The sequence below is a fragment of the Flammeovirga sp. MY04 genome (assembly GCF_001682195.2).
Lineage (GTDB): Bacteria > Bacteroidota > Bacteroidia > Cytophagales > Flammeovirgaceae > Flammeovirga > Flammeovirga yaeyamensis.
Genome location: NZ_CP003560.2, coordinates 4332501 through 4350867, shown reverse-complemented (window position 1 = coordinate 4350867; position 18367 = coordinate 4332501). Strand labels below are relative to the sequence as shown.

Annotated in this window: 15 protein-coding genes and 2 rRNA genes (1 of these 17 running past the window's edge); 12 read left to right on the top strand and 5 right to left on the bottom strand. The window is 34.8% G+C overall.

From position 1 onward, the window contains the following. Positions 1-134 precede the first annotated feature (134 nt). Positions 135-1310, top strand: a complete 1176-nt coding sequence (locus MY04_RS17290) for a trans-sulfuration enzyme family protein (protein ID WP_066211723.1) — start codon at positions 135-137, stop codon at positions 1308-1310. Positions 1311-1312: 2 nt separating this feature from the next. After that, positions 1313-1783: a CYTH domain-containing protein gene (locus MY04_RS17285; RefSeq protein ID WP_066211721.1), complete on the top strand. Its 471-nt coding sequence runs from the start codon at positions 1313-1315 to the stop codon at positions 1781-1783. Between the two features lie 59 nt (positions 1784-1842). Here MY04_RS17285 and MY04_RS17280 read toward each other — a convergent pair whose 3' ends face one another. Continuing rightward, a complete protein-coding gene (locus MY04_RS17280; RefSeq protein WP_158297747.1) occupies positions 1843-2202 on the bottom strand; it encodes a hypothetical protein in 360 nt (119 codons plus the stop codon). A gap of 863 nt (positions 2203-3065) precedes the next feature. Then, entirely contained in the window at positions 3066-3734 is a 669-nt protein-coding gene (locus MY04_RS17275; protein WP_066211717.1) for a ParA family protein, read from the bottom strand. A 277-nt stretch (positions 3735-4011) separates the two neighbouring features. Between MY04_RS17275 and trmB the strand changes: the two genes are divergently transcribed. The 10 genes from trmB to MY04_RS17225 all read left to right on the top strand — a co-directional run bounded on the left by trmB (position 4012) and on the right by MY04_RS17225 (position 17068). Next, positions 4012-4665 carry a tRNA (guanosine(46)-N7)-methyltransferase TrmB gene (gene trmB, locus MY04_RS17270; protein WP_066211713.1) on the top strand — a complete coding sequence of 218 codons (654 nt, stop codon included), beginning with the start codon at positions 4012-4014 and terminating at the stop codon, positions 4663-4665. A 26-nt stretch (positions 4666-4691) separates the two neighbouring features. Beyond that, the gene (locus MY04_RS17265) at positions 4692-5318 is read left to right on the top strand and encodes a WbqC family protein (RefSeq protein ID WP_066211711.1); all 627 of its coding nucleotides are present in this window, start codon (positions 4692-4694) and stop codon (positions 5316-5318) included. Between the two features lie 169 nt (positions 5319-5487). After that, positions 5488-8025, top strand: coding sequence for an ATP-dependent Clp protease ATP-binding subunit (locus MY04_RS17260; protein ID WP_066211709.1), 2538 nt, complete (start codon positions 5488-5490; stop codon positions 8023-8025). 291 nt (positions 8026-8316) lie between these two features. Next, positions 8317-8661: a T9SS type A sorting domain-containing protein gene (locus MY04_RS17255; RefSeq protein ID WP_066211707.1), complete on the top strand. Its 345-nt coding sequence runs from the start codon at positions 8317-8319 to the stop codon at positions 8659-8661. Positions 8662-8704: 43 nt separating this feature from the next. Next, the gene (locus MY04_RS17250; protein ID WP_066211705.1) at positions 8705-9871 is read left to right on the top strand and encodes a hypothetical protein; all 1167 of its coding nucleotides are present in this window, start codon (positions 8705-8707) and stop codon (positions 9869-9871) included. Positions 9872-9986: 115 nt separating this feature from the next. Next, positions 9987-12557, top strand: a complete 2571-nt coding sequence (gene gyrA / locus MY04_RS17245; RefSeq protein ID WP_066211703.1) for a DNA gyrase subunit A — start codon at positions 9987-9989, stop codon at positions 12555-12557. A 127-nt stretch (positions 12558-12684) separates the two neighbouring features. Then, positions 12685-13878, top strand: coding sequence for a tetratricopeptide repeat protein (locus MY04_RS17240; RefSeq protein ID WP_158297746.1), 1194 nt, complete (start codon positions 12685-12687; stop codon positions 13876-13878). 110 nt (positions 13879-13988) lie between these two features. Further along, complete coding sequence (locus MY04_RS17235) at positions 13989-15572, top strand: hypothetical protein (protein ID WP_066211701.1); 1584 nt, start codon at positions 13989-13991, stop codon at positions 15570-15572. 117 nt (positions 15573-15689) lie between these two features. Then, positions 15690-16745, top strand: a complete 1056-nt coding sequence (rlmN, locus tag MY04_RS17230) for a 23S rRNA (adenine(2503)-C(2))-methyltransferase RlmN (RefSeq protein ID WP_066211698.1) — start codon at positions 15690-15692, stop codon at positions 16743-16745. Beyond that, positions 16745-17068: a DMT family transporter gene (locus tag MY04_RS17225; protein ID WP_066211696.1), complete on the top strand. Its 324-nt coding sequence runs from the start codon at positions 16745-16747 to the stop codon at positions 17066-17068. Before rlmN ends, MY04_RS17225 begins: the two co-directional genes overlap by 1 nt. On the opposite strand, the gene MY04_RS17220 is transcribed toward MY04_RS17225, so the two are convergent. The 3 genes from MY04_RS17220 to MY04_RS17210 form a co-directional block, all read right to left on the bottom strand. Continuing rightward, positions 17065-17907: a DUF4476 domain-containing protein gene (locus MY04_RS17220; RefSeq protein ID WP_084005938.1), complete on the bottom strand. Its 843-nt coding sequence runs from the start codon at positions 17905-17907 to the stop codon at positions 17065-17067. The two genes, MY04_RS17225 and MY04_RS17220, sit on opposite strands and share 4 nt — an antisense overlap. A 165-nt stretch (positions 17908-18072) precedes the next feature. Further along, a 5S ribosomal RNA gene (gene rrf, locus MY04_RS17215) occupies positions 18073-18184 on the bottom strand. 68 nt (positions 18185-18252) lie between these two features. Next, a 23S ribosomal RNA gene (locus MY04_RS17210) occupies positions 18253-18367 on the bottom strand (it continues 2767 nt past the right edge of the window).

Below are 18367 nucleotides of genomic sequence, written 5' to 3'. Positions count from 1 at the left end.
GTAGCAATAAAAAAGCTGAATACTCCATATTTTTGAGAGATGTCATTAAATTTAAAGTAAGTTTATAGACAGATACTATTTCAGACCCGTCATTAGGGTGATTGCATATTCAAGATAATTAATTTGACACCAATATGGAAAAAAATAAAAAATACGGTTTCTCGACCATCGCTATTCATGCAGGTCAAGAACCCGACCCAACTACAGGAGCAGTAATCCCTCCAATTTATGCTACATCAACTTACGCACAAACAGCACCAGGAGAGCATAAAGGTTTCGAATATACACGTTCACACAATCCTACAAGATATGCCTACGAAGATGCCGTTGCTGCATTGGAAAACGGTAAAAAAGGATATGCTTTTGCAAGTGGATTAGCTGCCGCTGCAACAATTTTGGATATGTTGGACAGCGGAAGTCATGTCATCGCCATGAACGATTTATATGGTGGTACCTTCAGATTATTTGATAAAGTTCGCGAAAGATCTGCCAACTTAGAATTCTCATTTATCGATCTAAACGATGAGGAAGCACTAAGAAAAGAGATCAAATCAAATACTAAAATGATATGGGCAGAAACACCAACCAACCCTATGTTGCGTTTAGTTGATCTAGAAAAAGTCGCTGCTATCGCCAAAGAACATCAAATAATAACGGTATGTGATAATACTTTCGCTACGCCTTATTTACAAAGACCATTGGAATTAGGGTTTGATTTGGTCACTCATTCAGCCACTAAATACATCAACGGTCATTCCGATGTTGTTGGAGGAGTTGTGATTGTTGGCGATAACAAAGAGTTAGAAGATCAACTTACATTCCTACAAAATGCAGTAGGTGCGGTGCAAGGACCATTCGACTCTTTCTTGGTAAACAGAGGTTTAAAAACTTTGGGTATTCGTATGGATAGACACTGCGAAAGTGCCATGAAATTAGCGGAGTGGCTGGAACATCATCCGTTTGTAGAAAAAGTATATTACCCGTATCTACCTTCTCATCCCGATTTTGCACTTGCTAAAAAGCAAATGAAAAAAGGTGGAGGTATGATCTCTGTAACGCTAAAAGCAGATTTGGAACAAACGAAGGTGTTCTTATCTAATTGTAGAATATTTACTTTAGCCGAAAGTTTAGGTGGTGTCGAAAGTTTAATCGAACACCCAGCAATTATGACGCATGCTTCTATCCCTGCCGAAACTAGAAAAATGCTAGGAATAGACGATGGCTTTATCAGAATATCTGTTGGAATTGAAGATTATGAAGATCTACAAGACGACATCACTAATGCTTTTAAAGCAGCAGGATTAGAATAATTATGGCTTTAGAAATAGAAAGAAAATTTTTACTCACCTCTTTTGACACTTCCTTAGCACAAAGATCCTCTCGAATAGTGCAAGGATATATTTGCAGTGATGAAGGAAAAACTGTAAGAATCCGAATCAAAAAAGAAAAAGGGTTCATCACTATTAAAGGAAAATCCGATAAGGAAGGTCTAGCCCGTTACGAGTGGGAAAAAGAAATTCCTTTAGAAGAGGCTGAGGATTTAATGAAACTCTGTTCAGGAGGAGTAATTGATAAAGTTAGACATGAAGTTGAAGTAGGTAAACATACTTTTGAAGTAGATGTATTTGCAGGAAAAAACCAAGGGCTTATCGTAGCAGAAGTCGAACTATCTGATAAAAACGAAACGTTCGCTACTCCCGATTGGTTAGGTGAAGAAGTTACCGGAGATCCTAAGTACTACAACTCTATGTTAATGAAACATCCCTATTCTGAATGGAAATAAAAAAAGCGTCACTTAAAAAAGTGACGCTTTTATCTTTTTATTTATCTCTGCTACTTAATTTATTTCAATAAGAATTTACTTCTCGTAAATGCTAATGCCTCTTCATCTTTATTGACTTCCTTCATCCAAATTTCTGCTTGTTCATCTTCAGACAAGCAATTGTTCTTATGGATGAAATTTACATTCATCGACTGATCATATAATTCAAATACGGCAACAGCACCACAGTACTGCACCAATACATATCTAGTTTTATAAGCATACTCCTCTGCAAAAGATAACTCAGGGTCAATTTTATTAATCAAACCTGTTTTCTCTAGATAGTTGGCTACCAACTTTTCGTTTTTAGTGTTTTCCTCTTGAGCAAAAAGAAATGATGCAACAAATACAAAAACTACAGTTAACAATGACTTTTTCATAATATGAGATGGATTAAAATTGATTAGAAACATCGTTACTTTATTGAATAACATTTTGATTAACGGAGACAAAAGAAACATTGTTACCTAATTAAATTATTTTAACTTATTACTGATAATTAGTGATTTATAAAAATATACATCAAAAATATAGGTAATCGATAAAGGAGATGTTACTTAACTTTTATTGTCGTTAAAAATTAAACTTCATAAAAGAAACGACGTTGCATTTGTAATGAAAACAATCGCGAAATGTTTTTGATTACAGTTTAAATAAACATTCACTTTAAAATTAAAACATTGTTACCTATAATAAGATATGTAATCTTCATCGAAAAAATAAATGAGAGAGTGAGTACATAAACTACTTTTCTGAAGAGGCAGCTTGAACTTAGAATGAAATCCGTTCAATTAAAAATAAGTTGTGAAAACTACGCTTGTGGTATTGAAGGATTAATAATAGAAGTCATTTCCGCAAAAATCAACTCCTTTTTATGTTGCCTACTTCAGAAAGTGGTAGTACAAACTTTTGATTATATCATAAATAGTAATTGATCACTATAATTTATTTACCTATTAAAATCGAAATTGATTATTCAATAGATACATTTTCATATCAGATTTTTGCCTAAACTAACTCCTAATAATTCATGTAATAAGTTTACACTAAAAATAACTACAGTTTGTTTCTCTTTACCCTAATGAAGTAGTAGATGGACAGAAAGAAAATACTACACTATAATTAATGGAACAAGAAGTTGTTTAAGAAGAAAACCCCATCTCTTTTAGAAATGGGGTTTTTATATGTTTTAATTTTTTAATGCTAAACAGAAATGAACATCAAATAGTCCTTTTGAGATGACCTAGAACAAACACTTTGTACAGAACTCATCAAAATATTGATTGAATTCATCGTCTTTTAATCCTGGATCAGTAATATCATATACAGTAGAAATACCTCTCTTATATCTTACCAAATTGGATATTGGAGAATAAAAGAATTCCATTCCGCCAATACCTGATAACTCTTTCAGTTTTTGATGTTCTACTGTTTGATCTTTTTTATTGACAATGCCGTAAACATCAAATTTATATCCTTGCTTTTCTTTCATTTCCTTAATCATTGGCAGTGTTTTTAAGAAACGAATAGTCGCCCTCATATCCAAAACACTAGCCACAACAGGAACGACTACAATATCAGAAACCAAAACAGAGAAGTAAATTTCTTTACCCTCAATTCTACCAGGTACATCTAAGAAAATAACATCATACTTCTTTTCTGCTAAAGCCAATGTTTTATCAAAGTTCTCTTCAGATCTTGCTTGTTTCCAATTAAAGGCAATAACGTCATAGGATTGTTCTTTATCGGCCCCTTCAGTAGCATAAATATCCTTCACAGACTTTTGGGGATCACAATCAATTACCAATACCTTTTTGTTTGTTCTGTTGTGTATTGCCGATGCTGTTAACATGAGCAATGTACTTTTGCCAACGCCCCCTTTTTGGGTAGCGAAAGAAATCACTTTGGCCATAAAAATTTATTATGCGGCTTGTAATATAGTTTACAATGATAGAAACAATTCCACATAAGGTCTTGAATCTTTCACAAATATGGAATGAAAATACGATAAAAAACCGAATATTTCCCAATATCTACCCTATCCTTCTCCACTTTATAATACAAGCTTGTAATCAATTTTGTAAATTCGCGATTCGAAAGTGATCAAATTCAATTTCTTAGACCGTTTAAAGGCGATTTTTAAACGGTAGGAATCGTCGATCATTTAACAAAAGAAATTAATATTTAAAATGGGACGCCAGAAATTAAAGAAGTTCGCCGTTAACGAAACGCGTGATTATATTATAGAACCAGGAAAACCTTTATTCGAGAATATCAAAGGAAACTGGAGAAAAGAAGTATTCAAAAACGACAACCCAGTGGTTCTTGAATTAGCATGTGGACGTGGTGAATATACAACAGGATTAGCACAAGTATATCCTGATAAAAACTTTATTGGTGTAGATATTAAAGGGGATCGTATCTGGAAAGGTGGTAACGTTGTTGATGAAATAGGGTTAACAAATGCAGCTTTCTTAAGAATACATATCCAAAACCTTGAACAATATTTTGCTGCTGGAGAAGTGGACGAAATTTGGATTATCCATCCAGATCCTCGACCAAAAGATAGAGATGCTAAAAGAAGAATGACTCACCCGAGATTTTTAAACATCTACAAGAATTTATTAAAAGAAGGTGGATTAGTTCGTTTCAAAACTGATAGTAAACCATTATTTGAGTATTCTGTAGAAACCCTTGTCGCTGAAAAAGTAAACTTGGAAGCGGTTACTTTCAACTTATACGAATCGGACTTACTAGACGAACACCATGGAATCGTTACTCGCTATGAAAAACAATTCACAGCACAAGGACATGATGTTCACTACTTGAAATTCAGATTTTAATCCAAATTAAAAATATATAGCATCCAATGCAGGTACTTATCGATCTCCATTACTTACCTAATTTAGAGTATTTTACTGTTTTAGCTAAAGCTGATAAAGTGTACATCGAAAAGTTTGAGAATTTTCAGAAACAGAGTTTTAGAAACCGATGTTACATCAAAACTGCTCAAAAAATAGATCGATTGACTGTACCCGTTGTTGGTGCAAATAAGGGGCGTCCTCTTAGAAAAGTGAAATTGGATAATAGTACTCAATTTGGGGTAAAACACTGGAGAAGTATTCTTACTGCTTACGGTAGATCTCCCTATTTTGAGTACTATAGTGATTACATAGAAAAAGCCCTCACTACTCCCTATGAAACACTGTTTGAGCTTAATTTTACTATGTTAAAATTGATCTGTAAGCTCGTAGGGATAAAAACAACTCTTGAAATAACGTCTACTTTTGAAAAAAATCCTGCTGAAGGGATCATAGATCTTCGAAATACGATCACAAAGACAGACTCAGGCACTCTAATTAACGAACAATCTTATATTCAGGTATTTGGAGAAAATTTCGAAAAAAACCTTAGTATTTTAGACCTTTTATTCTGTGAAGGGCCTAATGCAATTATTATATTAAAATCACAAAACAGTAAATTATTAGAGCGTTAATATTGTTTAATAGAAAATATATGCCTTAATTTATATAACAGAATTTACGACTTTAACGATTAATCCATTAATCTTACGAAATTAACTCATGCATTATTTCTATAATGATTCTAAATTCTGTATCTTATACATTCTATATTAGAATAATTATAATTTAAATTCCCTAACCATGGAGGCAAAATTTTCTAACAGAGTTAAAGAAGTGATCTCGCTTAGTAGAGAGGAAGCTTTACGCCTTGGACATGATTATATCGGTACAGAACATTTACTGCTCGGTATGATTCGTGAGGGTGAGGGATATGCGATCACATTATTAAAGAAGTTAAACGTTAACTTAAACGACTTAAAAGACGCTATTGAGCAGTCGACTAAAAGTACGGCGAATTTTAATGTGAAAAATCTCGCAAACATCCCACTAACCCGACAATCAGAAAAAACGCTTAAAATAACATACTTAGAGGCAAAAATCTTTAAATCGTCTTTGATAGGCACTGAGCATTTATTGCTTTCTATTCTAAGAGATGAAGACAACTTGGCCACTCAAATTTTACAGCGTTACGATGTAAACTACGATGTTGTCAAAGAAATGATCGAATTCCAAGGAGAAAATCAAAACCCAAAAGCATCATCAAGTACTGATGATGACGACCCACAAGCAAAAGGCAGTGGTTCATGGAGCTCACGCCCAGAATCATCTAAAAGTTCTGAAAAGTCTAAAACTCCAGTATTGGATAACTTCGGACGTGATCTAACAAGCTACGCAGAAGAAGGTAAATTAGACCCAATTGTTGGTCGTGACAAAGAGATTGAGCGCGTTGCGCAGGTGCTTTCTAGAAGAAAGAAAAACAACCCTATATTAATTGGTGAGCCTGGTGTTGGTAAAACAGCTATCGCAGAAGGTTTAGCCTTACGTATTGTTCAGAAAAAAGTATCTCGTGTACTTTTCGGTAAAAGAGTCGTTACTCTAGACCTTGCGTCTTTGGTAGCAGGTACAAAATACCGTGGACAATTCGAAGAAAGAATGAAAGCGGTAATGAACGAGCTAGAAAAAGCGCCAGAAGTTATCCTTTTCATCGATGAGATTCATACTATTGTTGGTGCTGGTGGTGCTTCGGGATCGCTAGATGCTTCGAACATGTTCAAGCCTGCATTAGCAAGAGGTGATATACAATGTATTGGTGCTACTACTTTAGATGAGTATAGACAATATATTGAAAAAGACGGAGCCTTAGCACGTCGTTTCCAAATGGTAATGGTAGATCCTACTACACCAGAAGAAACTATCGAAATCCTAAATAACATCAAAGGTAAATACGAGCAACACCACCATGTGGATTACTCAGAAGATGCCTTGGCTGCCTGTGTGAAATTCTCTGATAGATATATTAGTGACCGTTTCCTTCCAGATAAAGCTATTGATGTACTAGATGAAGTAGGTGCTAGAGTTCACATCAACAATATTCATGTTCCTGATAACATCGTGAAGCTTGAAGAGCAAATCGAAGATATCAAAGAGGAAAAGAATAAAGTTGTAAAACGTCAGAAGTACGAAGAAGCTGCAAAACTTCGTGATACAGAGAAGAAATTATTAGAAGACTTAGATACTGCTAAAGAACAGTGGGAAAAAGAAACTAATGAGACGATCTACCCTGTAACTGAAGATGACGTAGCAGCAGTAGTGGCTATGATGACAGGTATTCCTGTAAATCGTGTAGCACAATCGGAAGGCAAGAAATTGATGAAGATGGCAGATGACTTACAAGGTAAAGTAATCGGTCAGGATGCAGCAATTGAAAAGCTAGCCAAAGCAATTCGTCGTACAAGAGTTGGATTAAAAGATCCGAAAAAACCGATCGGTTCATTCATCTTCCTAGGTCCAACAGGTGTGGGTAAAACGGAGTTAACTAAAGTTTTAGCTACTCACCTATTCGACAAAGAAGATGCTTTAGTAAGAATCGATATGTCTGAGTATATGGAGAAATTCTCTGTATCTAGATTGGTTGGAGCACCTCCGGGCTACGTGGGTTATGAAGAAGGTGGACAGTTAACGGAAAAAATCCGTCGTAAACCTTATTCTGTAGTGCTATTAGATGAGATCGAAAAAGCACACCCAGATGTATTCAACATCTTATTACAAGTACTCGATGACGGTATCCTTACAGATGGTTTAGGTAGAAGAGTCGATTTCAGAAATACAGTAATCATCATGACATCAAATATTGGTGTTCGTGATCTTAAAGATTTCGGAACTGGAATTGGTTTCAGTACTCAAACTAAATTGGATAATCAAGATGCAGAGATGCAAGGCACTATTCAAAAAGCATTGAAGAAGGCATTTGCTCCTGAATTCTTGAACCGTTTGGACGATGTCATCATTTTCAATGCACTTGAAAAAGAACATATCCACAAAATCATTGATATTTCACTTTCGAAACTTTTCGAAAGAATTTATGCAATGGGATATGGCATTGAGATCACAGAAAAAGCAAAAGATTTCCTTTCGGAAAAAGGATACGACCCTCAATATGGTGCAAGACCATTGAACAGAGCGATCCAAAAATATCTCGAAGACCCAATGGCGGAAGCTATTTTGAGCGGAGATATTGAAGAAGGAGATACGATAATTGCTGACTATTCTGGTAAAGGAGAAGTTCTTGATGTTAGCATCAAGAAAAACTCTAAGGAAGAGGAAAAGCCGGAAGAATAAAATTTCTGTCCGTCAGTTATATTAAAAAGGTGGTTTCAATTGATTTTGAAACCACCTTTTTGTGTTGTATATCAGCTATGATACTATGTTTTAACGATATACTACAAAAATTCGATTTTTTAGACTTCATATCAAGATAGATTATTTACTCATTCTAATAGATTACATCATTATTTTAGGAAAAAAAGGGTAAAATGGAACTTTATAAATATCTTTAAATCAACTAATTAGTCATACAATAATTACTCGTTTATTTCTTTACCGTATTTAAAGCTCAAAATTTACTTTACAATGAAAATTAAATCCGAACGACTAGCCTCATTACTTGTTACCTCAGCACTTTTTGGAACAAATATAGAGTTGAGTAATCATGAAAAAAATGTGGTTTGTATTGAATCACCTTCACCTCAACACAACCTCAGTACATTTAATGAATTAATTCATCATATTACTGAAATTAGTATCTCAAACATTAAGGGCGAGAAGTGTTTAATTGCCTTTGACCGTTCAGAAGTATTTGACCTTTCCCAATTACAAATCGGCAACTATATCCTTACAATCACCCTCACTAACGGTGAAATATCAAGAAAACTTAATATACATGAACAAGAGGACTATGCTGTAGTTAGGGCTTGATATTATTTTCCTATCTTTGAATGAATTTTATTGATAGGAACATATGAGGGCTAAATTATTCAAACACTTATTTTTACTTAGTGGTTTTTTCTTTACCATATCTTCTCTTTATGCTCAAAACTTAATCCCCAATCCTAGTTTTGAAAGTTTCCATGAAGAGACGAGAGGACATGCCTATTTAGATAATTTAGAAGATTGGTTTAATGCCAATTCGTCTAAACCTAAATCTTTATACGGAACTCCTGACCACTTATTTATTAATGAAAAACAGCCCCTCAAAGGAATAAAAGATAGTTTTAAACCTAGAACAGGTACATCTGTTTTAGGTTTAATTTCTTACATGCAGAGAGTTTCTGATTATAGAGAGTACGCTTCTGTTCGCACAAGTACACCTCTACAAAAAGGAGAAAAGTATCAGTTTACTTGTTATATCAAAAATGGTAATCAAGTAGCTTTTGGTGCTATTGCCACCAATGGCTTTGGTGTTTATTTCTCAGAAAATAAAATCAGGCAATATGTTTACGAGCCTCTAAATGTTACTCCACAGTATCAAATAGAGGATATTTTTTATACAACAGAGTGGAAAAAAATTACTTTCACTTTTACAGCCGAAGATAATTACAAATACATGACTATTGGTAATTTCTTGGATGATGTAAAAACGGATATCAAATACATCAACTATGATGTAGACCCTCAGTGTTATGTATATGTAGACGATGTTTCTCTAATTCATATTCCAACTGATAAGCCTGAGGAAGAAAAAGAACCTGAAGAGGAAGTAATTGAAGAAGTTCCTGAAGTAGTAGCTGTGGCTCCTGTTGAAGAAAAAATCAAAGAAGAACCTGTTCAGGAAAAGAAAAAGATGGTCTATGAGAACCGTCCTACCACAGTACAATCATCTATTTACATTACTTCTTACGAAATTAATTTAGCCGTATGGGACGATAAAACAGTAGATGGCGATATCGTATCTCTATTTTGGAATGGAGAAACCATCTTGGAAGAATACGAACTCACAGCCAAAAAGAAAAAGCTGAAAATTCGTTATGAACCCGGTAAAGAAAACATTCTAATTCTTTACGCACACAACTTAGGAAAAGAGCCACCAAACACGATGGCAATCTACATAAAAGCAGGAAAAAAGAAGCGTCAGATGAGTATTAGGTCCACATTAGGAAAAAGTGGAGGAATTCGCTTCAAACGATAGAAATTAAGGCCCGATTTTCCTTTTTTTTAAGGGCGATTTTTGTATCTTGCATACTCTTAAAAGAAGAATTTTTTTCTTCTTTTTTCTTGTGTTGAAAACATATCAATAAATATACATGGCAGACGAAAATATCATCTCTATTAACATAGAGGATGAAATGAGAAGTGCCTACATTGATTATTCAATGTCGGTGATTGTATCTCGTGCACTTCCTGATGTTAGAGACGGTCTTAAGCCTGTACACAGGCGTGTGTTGTACGGTATGGCAGAACTTGGACTAAGCTATAACAGACCGTATAAAAAATCAGCCAGAATCGTTGGTGAAGTTCTTGGTAAGTACCATCCACATGGTGACTCATCAGTATACGACACGATGGTTCGTATGGCTCAACCTTGGTCATTGCGTTACATGCTTGTAGACGGACAAGGTAACTTTGGTTCAATTGATGGTGACTCTCCGGCAGCGATGCGTTATACGGAGGCTCGTATGAAAGAGATCGCAGGTGAAATGCTTTCTGACATCAAAAAGAACACGGTAGACTTTGAACCTAACTTTGACGATTCATTGAAGGAACCATCAGTGTTACCTTCTAGAATTCCAAACCTTCTTTTGAACGGTTCATCGGGTATCGCCGTAGGTATGGCTACAAACATGGCTCCTCACAACATGAATGAAGTGTGTGATGCCATTATCGCATATATTGAGAATCCAGATATCGAAATGAGCGAGCTGACTGACATTGTCAAAGGCCCGGATTTCCCTACAGGAGCAATCATTTATGGATATGATGGAGTTAAAAAAGCGTTAGAAACTGGTAGAGGTAGAGTAGTAATGCGTGCTGTTACTGCGTTCGAAACTATTGGAAATGGACGTGAGCAAATCGTTGTTACAGAAATTCCTTACATGGTCAACAAGGCAAACATGATCGAAAAGACTGCCGACCTTGTAAACGATAAGAAAATCGAAGGTATTTCTGCAATCCGAGACGAATCCGATAAAAACGGTATTCGTATCGTATACGAACTGAAAAAAGATGCAGTGCCAGACGTTGTATTGAACCACTTGTTCAAGCAAACAGCACTTCAAAGTTCTTTCAGTGTAAACAACATTGCACTAGTTAAAGGTAGACCGAAGACGTTAAATCTTTATGATTTAATCCACCATTATGTGGAGCACCGTCATGAGGTAATTATCAGAAGAACTCAATTCGAATTAGACGAAGCAGAAAGAAGACTTCATATTTTAGAAGGTTACTTAAAAGCTTTAGATAATTTAGATGAGGTTATTGCCTTAATTAGAGCATCAAAAGATGGTGAAGTAGCAAGAGCTGAATTGATTTCTAAATTCGAGTTTAGTGAGATTCAAGCGAAAGCTATTTTGGATATGCGTCTTCAAAGATTGACTGGTCTTGAAAGAGAAAAGATCATCGAAGAGCATAAAGAAGTTGTTGCTTTAGTTGAAGACTTAAGAGATATCTTGGCTAGACGTGAGCGTCAGATGGATATCATTAAGACGGACTTGATCGAAGTAAAAGAGAAGTACGGTGATGAAAGAAGATCTCGTATTGAATACAATGCAGATGATCTTGATATCGAAGATTTAATCGAAGACAAAGAAATGGTGATTACTATTTCTCACGAAGGTTATATCAAGCGTACTCCACTTATTGATTATAAATCACAAGGTCGTGGTGGCGTAGGTTCAAGAGGTGCATCGTCGAAAGATGACGACTTTACAGAACATATGTTCGTAGCTAGTAACCACAATTACCTATTGTTATTCACTAACTTAGGTAGAGTATACTGGCAGAAAGTGTTCCGTTTACCTGAAGGTTCTAAGACAGCTAAAGGTAGACCACTTCAAAACCTATTGAACATCCGTGAAGGTGAAAAAGTACAAGCTGTAATTTGTACGAAGAACCTGAACGACCAAGATTACATCAATAATCATTACCTAATGATGTTGACAGAAAAAGGTATCGTGAAAAAGACAGTTCTTGAGGCATACTCTAGACCTCGTCGTGACGGTATCAATGCTATTAACATTAATGAAGGTGACAAGTTATTCAACGTAATGTTGACTGACGGTCAGAATGATGTTGTTATCGCTACACGTATGGGTATGGCTACTCGTTTCGACGAAAGCAATGTCCGTTCTATGGGTAGAGGTGCTACTGGTGTAAGAGGTATTATTCTTAAAGGAGAAGAAGATAGAGTGGTTGGTATGGCTTGTATTTCTAAAGAAGAAATTGAAGCACAAACTAAATCTCTAATGGTGATCTCTGAAAATGGTTACGGTAAACGTACCGATTTAGAAGAATATCCTTGTAGAACAAATAGAGGTGGTAAAGGTCTAAAAGCCATGCAAGTAACTGATAAAACTGGTAAGCTTGCTTCATTATTCTCTGTAGAAGAGTCTGATGATTTGATCGTTATCACTAAAGAAGGTATTACTATCCGTACTGCCGTTTCTAACTTCCGTATCATGGGTAGAGCTACACAAGGTGTAAAAGCGATCCGTTTGAACGATAGTGACGAAATTTCATCAGTAGAAATAGTGCCTATTTTAGAAGAAGAAGAGACTGAAGAAAATACAACTCCAGAAAACAGTACGGAGGAAGGAAATACTTCAGATACTCCAACAAATGAAAACGATTCGAATGAAGAGGAATCTTCGGAAGAATAAATTTTCACTGAAATAATATTTAAGGCAACTGCATCAAGCGGTTGCCTTTTTTTGTATCAGATTATTTATATTAGTAACCTGAACTCGAAAATTAGATATTTTCTGAGTGTAATCTTCCATGATCAATATGAACATCAGATCTACTTATATCATCATATACTCTTTTGTACTTTTATTTCCTCTTCATCTCATAGGGCAATCAAGTAGTAGCACTCAAGAGCGTCTATTAAAACTCACCAGAATATCCATTAATGAGAATAGATGTCATGATGCTTTAAATTATTTAGATTCTTTAGAAAATGTTCCCTTATCAAAAGAAGGCGAAATGGAAACTTTTTCCTTAAGAGGAAAAGCATATTCTCTTCTAGCACTTGAAGAAAACTGTAGAGATTCCTCAAATTTTGATATCTGTTCTGATTATGCTGAAAAAACCGTTATATGGTTTGAGAAGATTCTTAATTACACTCAAAAAGACGAACTATTTCATATTTATGCTCAAGCAGAATTAAATCGTTTTTACGACAATCTAATTACTGAGGGGGCAGCTGAATTCATCAAAAACAACACACAAAGTGCCTCTTTTTTCTTTCGTCAAGCTATTTACATTAATCATACTGATCCGATTATATTAAGGTATAGTATGATTGCCTCTGAACTAAATCAAGATTTTGAAAAAGCATTAGAATATTCTGATATGCTTTTAGAGGTAAATTATGATAGTGTTGAAGTCTATGAAAGTCGAGCTTTTTATTATGAAAATTTAAAAAATCCTAAAAAAGCGATTCAAGAGGTTGACAAAGGTTTAGAAAAATATCCCCTTCACTATTCTTTAGTTTACAGAGGTTTAGGAATTTGTGTTAGAGAACATTGGTATAATAAAGGCCTTTCTTTGATTCTTCCTTTGGTAAAAAAATTTCCTTCAGATGAAAAAGCTTTAATGAATATTGGGATGCTTTACGAATCTCTTGAAAAACCTGATCTCGCCATGCTTTATTATACTAGAGCAATAAATGTTAGCCCAACAAGATTAGATGCGTACCTGAATATCAGTCAGTTACAATTTATGGAGGCAGTGAAAATACAAAAAGTGATCATGAATTGGAGTACAAACAAACAAAAAGAAAAGTACAAAAATATCCATAAATCCGAATTAAGAAAAAAGGCGAAATTCTATTTAAACCTCACCTACCTAAATGCCAAAAAGGCCTATTTACTCGACAAGGAAAACAAAGATGCCTTAACAACCTATTACAATGCTTCACTTTTATTAAACCGTTCTAAAGAACTAAAAGAGCTAGAAGAATCGTTAGAAGTAAAGTAGGGATAGAAAATTTATGCTTAACATCATCAAAAATGTAATTTGAAAATATTATGTTTGCGTGTTGAGGAATAAATTATTGTATTCTAAGCTATATAACATATAATATTTCTATGAAATTCACGAAAATTCTAGCAGCTGCCGCTTTGACTGCTGCTGTTTCTAGTACTGCATTAGCACAGGAGAAGGGTTCAGCTACTAAAGCTGCTGCCTACCTAACTAAAGGTGAAATGACAGAAGCTCAAGCTGAGATTAACAAAGCTGTGGCTTATGAAAAATTCAAATTATCAAGCAAAGGTAAATCACCAGTAATCGCTAAAGATAAAACTCTAGACGTAAAAGGTGATATCTATACACAAGTTGCACAAGCTGAAGGTGCTTCAACTGACGAAGTAACAGTTGCAATCGACTCAGTTTTATCAGCTTACAATGAAATCAAAAGTAATAAAGAAGTAATTGGTAAAGAATCTCCAGTTTACAAAGCAGTTTGGTTAGATCAACCGGATCAAATCGATCCAATGACAATGCAACCTAAAACTTCTAAATTGACAAACTTCTACAACCACTTCATCAACGAAGGTGCTAAAGCTTGGCAAGAAGAAGATTTCACTTTAGCTAAACAAGAATTTGACTTGGCTTTAAGAGTGAAAAAAGATACAACTGCTGCACAAAATGCTTTATATGCTACTATCAACTTACTAAACGATGTTGATGATGATGCTGAAATCAAAGCTTTACAGGATGAAGTAGTAAAGTATGCTAAAGTTTTATTCTCTTTAGGTAAAAACGACGCTGTATATTACAAGCAATTGTTATTCTACGCTTCACAAGGTGTTACTGATATCGAAAGCTCAATCGACGAGTTAGGTTACGAAGTAAGAGAGTCTGAAAATACTATTGAAAGATCTTCTAAAACTGTTGAATCTTCGAAAGAAAGATATGAGTACTATGCTACTGGTGGAGGAAGAAGAACTTCTAACTCTTCTACAAGAGCAAAACAAGCAAAAGCTGAAATGGAAGAAGCACAAGCTGAAGTAGATGCTGCTCAAGCTAAATTGGATGCTGCAAAAACTAAGATTGCTGCTTTAGAAACAGAAGCAAAGAAATTCTACCAAGAGTCTTTAGATATCTGTGTTGAAGGTTTAAAATACAATGCTGATGATGCTGACTTATCAAGAAGTATGATCATTTACTACTTGAAACTTGACAAAATGGATGAAGCAATTGCATCTGCTAAAGCTAACATCGCTAAAGATCCTCAAGATGCTGCCGCTTCATTGTTGTTAGCACAGCTTTATGATCAAGCTACTGATATGTCTGAAGAAGTTGAGCACAAAGACAAGTATACTACACTTGCTATCGATCAATACAAAAAAGTTTTAGAATTAGATAGCGAAAATACTACTGCTTTATATTCTTTAGCAAGATTGTACTACAACCAAAGTGTCGCTTACAACGCTCAATTGCAAGAATTACCTACAAAAGGTACTGGTCAGTATGTAGATGCAGCAAAAGCTAAAGAATTAGAAGCTGCTAAGAAAGAGTCTGCTGAAAAAGCCGTTCCTTTCGCTGTAAAAGCTGCAGAAGCTGGTAACGATGAGCCAAAATATTTACAACTTCTTCTTAAAATCTACTACCAAACTGGTGACAAAGAGAACATGGAGAAAGTTGACAAAAAACTAAGTGCAATGGAATAATTCCATTAAAACTTAATAGTTTTTTCTTTCTAAACTAAAAACCCGAACTTCGCAGAGAGGTTCGGGTTTTTACATCTACACACCTTTAAATTCATCTCATTTCTAAAAAAATTAGCCATGATTAAGTCAGGTAAAAAAGATATTCGAAAATTATCACAAGATCAAGTAAAAGATTTTCTTACTGAAAATGGGGAAAAAGGCTTCAGAGCAAAACAAATCCAGGATTGGTTATGGAAAAGTTCTGCGAAGTCATTCGATGAGATGACCAATTTATCAAAGAAGACAAGAGAGCTACTTTCTGAAAATTTTGAAATTCTTCCTGTAACTACTTTTAAATCTCAGAAAAGTTCGGATGGTACTATTAAATCCGCTTTTCAATTGCACGATAAACATTTAGTTGAAGGTGTTTTAATTCCTGCTGAACCAAGAATGACAGCTTGTATATCATCTCAAGTAGGTTGTTCATTAACTTGTTCTTTCTGTGCTACAGGTTATATGGATAGAAAGCGTAATCTTGATGCAGGGGAGATTTATGATCAAGTTGTAGCTATCAATCAACAAGCTTTAGATACGTTCAATACTGGACTTACCAATATAGTTTATATGGGAATGGGAGAGCCATTGTTGAACTATAAAAATATGATAGAGTCTGTAGAGAAGATTACTTCTCCCAATGGACTTAACATGGCATCAAAAAGAATTACAGTTTCCACTGCTGGCGTAGCTAAAATGATCAGAAAATTAGGTGATGATGAAGTTAAATTCAATTTAGCGTTATCACTACATGCTGCCAACGATGAGAAGCGTAACAAGATTATGCCTATCAATGAACAAAATAACTTAGATGTTCTTAGAGATGCTCTAAAATACTACTTCAGTAAAACAAAAAATCCTGTTACTTACGAATATATCGTATTTAACAACTTCAACGATAGTTTACAAGATGCTGAGGAATTATACCAATTTACAAAGCACCTACCTTCTAAGGTAAATATCATTGAATATAACCCTATTGCAGAAGCCGACTTCTTAAATGCCAAAGTAGATAAGATCCAAAGATTTGCCGATTACTTAAGTAAAAAGGGAGTAAACGTGCATGTAAGAAGAAGTCGAGGTAAAGATATTGATGCCGCTTGCGGACAATTAGCGAATAAAAATAAAGAAGGGAAGTAATGCATTATATCTATTTATTACTTGCCATAATCGCAGAAGTATTTGCTACTTCTGCTTTAAAAAGTAGTGAGGGATACACAAAGTTGTATCCCTCATTAGTTTCCATTCTTTTATATGGAGTATCTTTTTACCTTTTATCCTTAACGGTTAAACACATCCCTATTGGCGTGGCTTATGCTGTTTGGTCAGGTTTAGGGATTGTGTTGATAAATGCTATTGGATATTTTTATTATCATGACACCATCAACTTATCCACAATTATTGGTTTATTATTAATAATATCTGGCGTAGTTATCGTCAACTTATCAACAAGTGCACATTAATCTTGTTGATAAACAACATCCATCTCTTTCGAAATTACTTCCACAGCATAATCATTTAACTTATTGTTGGTAACTTTATCAATTTCAGTTTTATTGAAGAAGTTAACGAAATGCTGTTTTGTATTGACTAGATTATCTAAATCATAAATGGATGATAATGATGAATTAAAAATTTTCATTTTATCATTCTCAAAAGAGAATAAGCTGAGAATACCGTTTAATTGATCAACAGATAAACCTTTCCCTTGAATCATCTTTTTGTATAGAACAATTTTTTCATGATCATATCCTTGTTTCTGTAGCTTCGTTCGCAGAATTTGATAATCTGCTGTTGCCATAGGTATGTTCGCTCCTATTTTACCTCTATAATCTTTTACATAAACTACCTTCGCAGCTTCATTTAGATTTTCTCTTTCCCAGTCTTCATCTATTGGAGCACTATTTATCATTTGGACACTTTCGTGCATATCAGCCATTTCACTATGGAAACTATGCACATAATTAAGAAAACTTTCCTTATTCAATTCATCTTCAAAATGATAATCAAAAGTATTTGCTTGTGACCAATCTTCTACATAATGAAATGCGAATAACAAGTATTCCATCCTTTCATCATCCGCTTTGAACAATTTTGTGATCATATGAATATGTTCATTGTCAAGACAATATTTCTCGGTATACAATTTGATTTCATGTCTGAACTCATCTTCAGTCAACTCTGTTAAACTCCTCAAAGCTTCTTCAAAATCAGCTTGGGATACATGAGTACATTCAATATCATCTTGAGCATACGATAACTGCATGCATAGAAAAAAAACAAGTAATTTAAAGCTTCTCATAGTGGTTGAATAATAGTAGCTAGTATCGATTAGTATAGCATATTTCTATTACAATAGTCAGATATGATAAGTTGAAATAAATTAGAATAGTGAAAGCATTAATGGTATAAACACAAAAAAAGGTTAGCCAACATCTCGTGTTAACTAACCTTCTATATTTTAGGAATGTGGCGCCGACTTACTCTCCCGGGGGTTAACCCAGTACCATCAGCACTGTAGGGCTTAACTGCTCTGTTCGGAATGGGAAGAGGTGAACACCTACGTCATTGGCACCATCAATGTCTTAATATCATTGACTGTGAACAGTAAAAACTTTGTCGATGCCCCCATCAGGGGACACCAACCGAAGAAAAGCTTTTGGGCGATTAGTACTTCTCAGCTTAATCCATCTCTGAACTTACACTTGAAGCCTATCAACGTCATCATCTATAACAACCCTCATAAGGAAATCTCATCTCGA